The organism is Candidatus Brocadia sapporoensis, from assembly GCF_001753675.2.
Lineage (GTDB): Bacteria > Planctomycetota > Brocadiia > Brocadiales > Brocadiaceae > Brocadia > Brocadia sapporoensis.
This window is the reverse complement of record NZ_MJUW02000076.1, coordinates 1-6,620: the sequence shown is the minus strand read 5'-3', so window position 1 is coordinate 6,620 and position 6,620 is coordinate 1. Positions and strand designations below refer to the sequence as shown.

Sequence of the window (6,620 nt, the reverse complement as noted above, 5' to 3'; positions counted from 1 at the left end):
AACTATTCTGAGAAATTATTCTCTCTCACCATCCGTTTCGCTGAATAGTTACGGTTTTCACGTAATTTCTATAATCATTTCATCCCTTCGGGATTCTCCGTTGGATTCAGATTCTACGTAGTGTTTTTCAACTCTTCTCTTAGCTTCTCTAGAAGCTCATCGCTCTTGCGAAATGATTCGTGAAGCATCGTTACCAGTTCGGCGCTTGTATACACGTGTTTTTCTTCCGGGGTATGCGGATTTTTTATGTCAAGGTTATAGCTATTTGCAGCAATCGTATCAACAGACACCTTCCACGCCTGTTCATTTTCCTTCCGCTTCTTCCACCATTTTTTAAGACCGTCAAACTCGCTTTTCTGAATCGGCTTCGTCTTGCTGTATGCCTTCACGCCTTCGGGCAGTTTGTGTTCCCAGTACCAGATTTCTTTCGTCGGTTTGCCTTTTTCAAAAAAGAGCAGATTCGTGGCAACGCTGGCATACGGCTGAAAGACTGAATTGGGCAGACGAACAATGGTATGCAGATTACAATTCTCTAAAAAATGCTGACGGATGCGCTGTTTTACGCCTTCTCCTGTCAGCGAACCATCCGGCAAAACGATGCCGGCACGACCGCCGTCTTTCAGATACCGCACCATGAGCATTAAGAAAAGATCGGCGCTTTCCGTTGTACGAAAGTTTTGAGGAAAGTTGGTTTCTGCCCCATCGGTAACCGAGGCGCCAAAAGGCGGATTGGCAAGGATGACGTCCACCCGGTCTTTTTGACCAATTGAGGTATATTCGCGGTTTAAGCTGTCGGTATAATCCACATTCGGCACTTCAATATCATGCAATATCAGATTGGTTACGCAGAGCATGAAGGGAAGCGGTTTAAATTCCATGCCATGAATGGTTTTTTCCAGCGTCTTAAGGTCTTCAACGCCTTTCACATCTTGTTTGCGGATATTTTCTATGGCGCTGGTTAAAAATCCGCCGGTGCCGCAGGCGGGATCGAGCACTTTTTCACCTAATCGAGGGTTGATCACTTCAGTAATAAACTCCGTCAAGGCGCGTGGGGTATAAAACTCTCCATAATTGCCTGCACTTTGAAGATCACGCAAGATCGTTTCGTAAATATCGCCAAACAGATGACGGTCTTCGGCTTTATTGAAGTCAATCTGGTTGAGTTGGTTGATGACCTGGCGAATGATCGTACCATTCTTCATGTAGTTATTGGTGCCGTCGAATATCTCCCGGATGATAAGTGCGCGTTTATTCCCGGAACTGACGTCGAGGTTTTTAAGTTTCGGGATGAGCTTCCCATCAACAAAATTCTTTAATTCATCACCGGTCATGCCTTCGTCGTCAGCCGCCCAGTTACGCCATTGAAGCTCCTTAGGCATCGGCGAAACATATTTATCATTCAGGATTTCAAGCTCTTTGTCTTTATCATCCAGAATTTTCAGGCTTATCATCCAGCCAAGTTGTTCAATGCGCTGGGCATCTCCGGAAACACCGGGATCTTTGCGCATGATGTTTTGTAATGTTTTAATAATATTACCGATGTTTTTCATCTTGTTTCTCTCACAAAGGGCACTAAGAACACAGAGAAATTAAATCTTTCCATTAATAACTCTTTTAATTCCGTTTTTCAAAAGGGTTTCGTTAAAATTAATAAGTAATCCTAAACCGAACAAGGCGGAAAAGATTATCAATACCCATGAACTGTTCTTTATCGCTTCAACAACCAAACATTTCTTATGATAAGATATCATTCATTTATTTGATTTAGTTCGGGTTAGTTGTTTAAAAACATAAAGGCAAATATACTACATTTTAAATAGTTAGTACTTCTATAAATTCAACACTTATCAGGAGGCACTGTTTGTTTATGAGTGAAAGATTGCTTCGCTTCGCTCGCAATGACAAATACGGGATTGTTTCGCTTCTGCCTGAGCGTGTCCGCACGCAGACAGGTTGCTCGCAATGACAATATGCAGTATGCCCTCAAAATGCATAGCCAGTGTCATTGCGAGGGTTTTTTCCGAAGCAATCTCCCCACTTTCATAAAGGGAATTGGTTGCGGCATAGCTGCGCCAGGATTATTCCCTTATAATTTAATGAAATACTTTTTTGCACCTCCGCTTTATAACCATTTCATCCATTTTTTCTTCGCGAGCTTTGTGTTCTTTGTGAGAAATCTTTACGCTGCTGTATAGAGTTCGTACTCCAGTTCTTCAATAACATGAAGATATTGCTCTCTCCCGCCGAAAATCTGTACGATTTCCGTCGGTGTTCCGATTTGATTAAACGGTTCTATTCTCAAAATTGCAAGGTCTTCTATATTTTCAATGCCCTCATCAGCATATTTATCCAGTAGCGCCTCAATAACCTTACGCGCCTTCTCCCCATATTTCGTGAAATAATTGCGCTTCTTTACATTTTCTGCGCGCTCCCGCCGGGTAAGCGCAGGCATGTCCCACGCAATGTGGCAGATAAGGTCAAAGACATCCAAATCCTTCTTTACCCCTGACATCAGGTTTTCCGGAATAATCCCCTGCGATTCTAATTCCTCTATAATCGCTTTCTTTTTATGAGCGTTGTTCCATCGGGTAAGGAAATCATCGAGTGATTGAAATTCCTGCACGATGCCCTTTTTTGTGTAATCTTTGAGGCTTTCGGTGATAAGGTTTCCGTTTGCGTCCAGATGTTGAACCCGCTCGTTTAACACTGAAACATCCACTCCTGCCACATATACCTTCGGCGGAGGCTCAGACACAATTTCACCACCCTGAATAATGTCAGGTTGTGGGGAGTATTCATCCGGTATTTCTTCTTTAAAATCCACTGGCTGTCCAGTCTCCGGATCAATGATCTCCTGATTTTCTTCGGGATGAATATCCTGATCCGTTAATTCGTCTTCGCCCGTAACCTCCCTAATCATAACCGGATCGCCGTCAAACGCCGGATCCGCAAAAAGATTCGTCACATTGCGGAAGTCCATAATGGCGAAGGACGTCTTGTCATACTCTTCGTTAATACGAGTTCCGCGTCCGATAATCTGCTTGAATTCTGTCATTGATCTGATGTTTGAATCAAGCACGATCAATTTGCAGGTCTGTGCATCAACACCGGTGGTCATCAATTTCGACGTAGTAGCGATAACCGGATATCGTTCCTCAGGGTTTATGAAATTATCCACCTCGCGCTTGCCCTGCTCATCATCGCCGGTAATGCGCATGACATACTTACAGTTTTCAAGCGTCAAATCCTGGTTTTCATTAGCGATGGCCTGCCTCATCCGCTCCGCGTGTTCAATATCCACACAAAAAACTATCGTTTTATCGTATCGGTTTGTTTTCCGTAAATATTCCGACACCTTTTTGGCAACCAGCTTTGTTCGCTCATCAATCACGAGGTTTTTATCAAAATCCCTGGCGTTATAAATACGGTCTTCAACCTCGATGCCGTCTTTATCTGTCTTGCCTGTTTCCGGACGCCAGCCTTCAAGATCGATATTAAATCCAACGCGTAGAACTTTATAGGGGGCCAGGAATCCATCTTCGATACCTTGCCTGAGCGTGTAGGTATAAATCGGTTCGCCAAAATATCCGATATTGGATATTTCTCTTGTTTCCCTCGGCGTTGCAGTAAGGCCAATATGCGTTGCGGAACGAAAATAATCAAGTATAGCCCTCCATGCGCTATCAGCGGCCGCGCTTCCACGATGGCACTCGTCAACAACCACAAGATCAAAGAAATCCGGGCTGAATTCTTTATACGCATCCTTGTCCTCATTGTAGTTTGTTAATCCCTGATAGAGGGCAAGGTAGATTTCAAACGCCTTGTCGATCTTTTTCTTTTTGATGACCGTCATGCGATCTTTGAAATGTTTAAAGTCATTACGTCTGGTCTGATCAATAAGCACATTGCGATCTGCGAGAAAGAGAATCCGTTTTTTACGTCCGTTTTTCCAGAGGCGATAAATAATCTGGAAGGCGGTATAGGTCTTTCCCGTTCCGGTAGCCATCACGAGGAGGATTCTGTTCTGCCCGCGGGCGACGGCTTCCACAGTTCGGTTAATGGCTATCTGCTGGTAATAACGAGGCGCCCGCCCTGATCCGTCAAAAAAGTAATCAAAAGAGGCGATCTCTTCCTGCTCGGGCGTTTCAATATTCTTGTGCTTTTTATACATCTTCCAAAGTTCAGCAGAAGAAGGGAAGGTGTCTAAAGACAATTCTTTCTCGATTTGATCAGAAAAACCGGAGCGATCATGCTGAACAAAGCCATCACCGTTTGAGCTGAATGCAACCGGGACATCGAGTATCTCTGCATATTCTAACGCCTGCTGTAATCCGGCTCCTACTGAATGATTGTTGTCCTTTGCTTCAATAACGGCTAAGGGAATATTTGGTTTGAGGTAGAGAATAAAATCAGCACGTTTTCTTTTACCCCGGACTGTCTTTTTGCCTTTGACAAAAATTCGGCCGTCTGTAAAGAAGACCTCTTCCCGGACTTGTTTCTCAACATTCCATCCGGCTTTAACAAGTGCAGGAAAGATGAACTGTGTGCATATATCTCGTTCTGACAAATCTTTTTTATTACTCATTTGTTTTTAACCCTTTTTTAAAAAGGCAAAAGGAGTGGAGACAACAACTGCAAGGTTATTACGGTCAAAAGGATGTAATGCATCTTTTTTCGATGTTTTATATTCTGACCCATCGACAATAACACCAGGGATGTTAAATTTCTCAAAGAGTTCATTCTGCCATTGTTTTCTCAATGATGCAGGGACTACGATAATTATCTTTCTTAACGAATGAACGGGAAAATAGAGGCAAGCCCTCGCAATGCAACACCATAATCAGTTCCGGACTCAAACCCGTTGATTTGTAAGCAAACCCTTCGCGATCAGAAAATACCCTCGCAAGGGACTGGCTTCGCCTCTATGCAGATGAATCCCGCACCATTTATGTATCCTTCTACGGACTCCTCTACTTTACGCTGTTCATCAGGTCTTTGCAGCAAGGTACTCCTGATCCTGGATATTTTCAACCCTGCTATTTGCAGCATATTTTCTACGTCTTTCACGGTATAAAACCTCGCACTGCTGTAAAAGGGATGGCCGGATTTTTTCTTCTCCCCGTAAAACATGCCCCATGGAGAATCCTTTGGAATGAGGCCGATTATGATGCTTCCCTCCTTTTTCAATACGCCCCTGGCTTCTCTTAAAACCTCCCATGGTTTATCGACAAAACAGACGGTAACGATGATGAAAATAGATCCGAAGGATTCATCTTTAAAGGGAAGGTGCTCTCCACAACCACATACGGTCACTACCCCTCTTTTTTTTGCTACTTTAAGCGCATTCAGCGAGGGATCGATCCCTACTGCACCGGGGTAATGCATGGCAAACCTCCCCGTGCCGGCTCCGATCTCAAGGATAGGTCCGGGAAGGTCTTCAACCAGCGGCCGGATGCATTCCAGTTCGCTCTCATAAATGAGGCGCCCCTCATTTGAGTCGTACCAGGCATCGTATTTATCTGTTAAAAGGTCAAAGATGTTTGTCCTGCGATAAAATCTGCCATCGCTTTTTGTTTCAGAAAGTTTGCCGATTTTACCGGAAAGCCAACCAATCTTACTGACATTACGTGAATCAAATTCCGGTACATAAGGCTTGATATCGAGGAGCGGTGTGCCATCCAGAATATCCATACCACGTATATAGAGCCTCCCTCCTTCAACCCTGATGAGGCGCACGATCGACATGCCAATGGCGTTCGGACGCGCCGGAGCACGCGTCGCAAATACTCCGTGTAACTGATCATCCAGATAGGGCTTCACCTTCAGGGAATACCATTTTTTTGATACATGGAAATGATAGAGCAGAATAATATGCGAAAATCCTTCCAGGTCCGCGAGTCCCTCGGCATATTCAGGAAATATTTCAATAGTTCCTTCACTATCACCGGCGCAGGAGGATTGTATTGGAGCATCATGCGGCTCATGGAAAGGAGAATGTATCATGCCTATGGGACGATACATGATTGCTTGTCTCATTCTTCAGCCATCTTTTCAAGAAGATATTTTTAAAATCCAACCCCATCAATCTGATTCTTGCACTTCGGACACTTCCCCTCTGTCAATTTATTTTCTCTGATTTCAAAACGATACCGGGTTATAACGGCCTCTCCGCAATGATAACAATACGTATTCTCTCCTCCTTCGCCGGGAACATTTCCTTCGTAGACGTATTTCAATTTTATTTTGTTACATCCAGAACTGTTCTGCTGTTTTTGGGCGCTAATGCAGCAAAGTGAGAGCATTCCCGATTTTTTGTGATTGCCGCCAGCTTTTCATGAAATGCACAGTAGTGTTAACCCTGTCAGGGTTATTGGATTGTTTTGCCCTGACTCTATGAACTGCTAAAAAAAATCGGGAATGCTTCCCTGCAAATTTGTGAAAAAAGTCTTTCTTGCCATCTTATCAATTATTTATGGATTTTTAAATCAGTATTTATTGTTGCGGGTCTTCTAAGTTTTCTATGGGTAAATTTTCATAATAGTTCTTTTTCAATAGCATAAAAAATAGTAACTATTCAGCGTACATTCGCTCACAAACACTATGAGTGAACAAAATATTGA

At 43.5% G+C, this 6,620-nt stretch carries 4 protein-coding genes and 1 pseudogene; all 5 read right to left on the bottom strand.

The genetic code is table 11. From position 1 onward, the window contains the following. Nucleotides 1-113 precede the first annotated feature (113 nt). The 5 genes and pseudogenes from BIY37_RS06850 to BIY37_RS13450 all read right to left on the bottom strand — a co-directional run bounded on the left by BIY37_RS06850 (nt 114) and on the right by BIY37_RS13450 (nt 6,236). Nucleotides 114-1,550, bottom strand: coding sequence for a class I SAM-dependent DNA methyltransferase (locus BIY37_RS06850; protein WP_070067095.1), 1,437 nt, complete (start codon nt 1,548-1,550; stop codon nt 114-116). Between the two features lie 629 nt (nt 1,551-2,179). Then, nucleotides 2,180-4,585 carry an EcoAI/FtnUII family type I restriction enzme subunit R gene (hsdR, locus tag BIY37_RS06845; protein WP_070067094.1) on the bottom strand — a complete coding sequence of 802 codons (2,406 nt, stop codon included), beginning with the start codon at nt 4,583-4,585 and terminating at the stop codon, nt 2,180-2,182. 302 nt (nt 4,586-4,887) lie between these two features. After that, the gene (locus tag BIY37_RS14355) at nt 4,888-5,412 is read right to left on the bottom strand and encodes a class I SAM-dependent methyltransferase (protein ID WP_420886186.1); all 525 of its coding nucleotides are present in this window, start codon (nt 5,410-5,412) and stop codon (nt 4,888-4,890) included. 141 nt (nt 5,413-5,553) lie between these two features. Beyond that, nucleotides 5,554-6,036: pseudogene (tsaA, locus tag BIY37_RS14350) on the bottom strand (tRNA (N6-threonylcarbamoyladenosine(37)-N6)-methyltransferase TrmO); the annotation flags it as partial. A 29-nt stretch (nt 6,037-6,065) separates the two neighbouring features. Beyond that, nucleotides 6,066-6,236, bottom strand: coding sequence for a hypothetical protein (locus tag BIY37_RS13450; protein ID WP_179129319.1), 171 nt, complete (start codon nt 6,234-6,236; stop codon nt 6,066-6,068). Nucleotides 6,237-6,620: the final 384 nt, after the last annotated feature.

What these genes read in the sequence shown, in the direction of transcription:
- BIY37_RS06850 (WP_070067095.1), bottom strand. Translation starts at nt 1,550, where the DNA reads ATGAAAAACATCGGTAATATTATTAAAACATTACAAAACATCATGCGC.
- hsdR (WP_070067094.1), bottom strand. Translation starts at nt 4,585, where the DNA reads ATGAGTAATAAAAAAGATTTGTCAGAACGAGATATATGCACACAGTTC.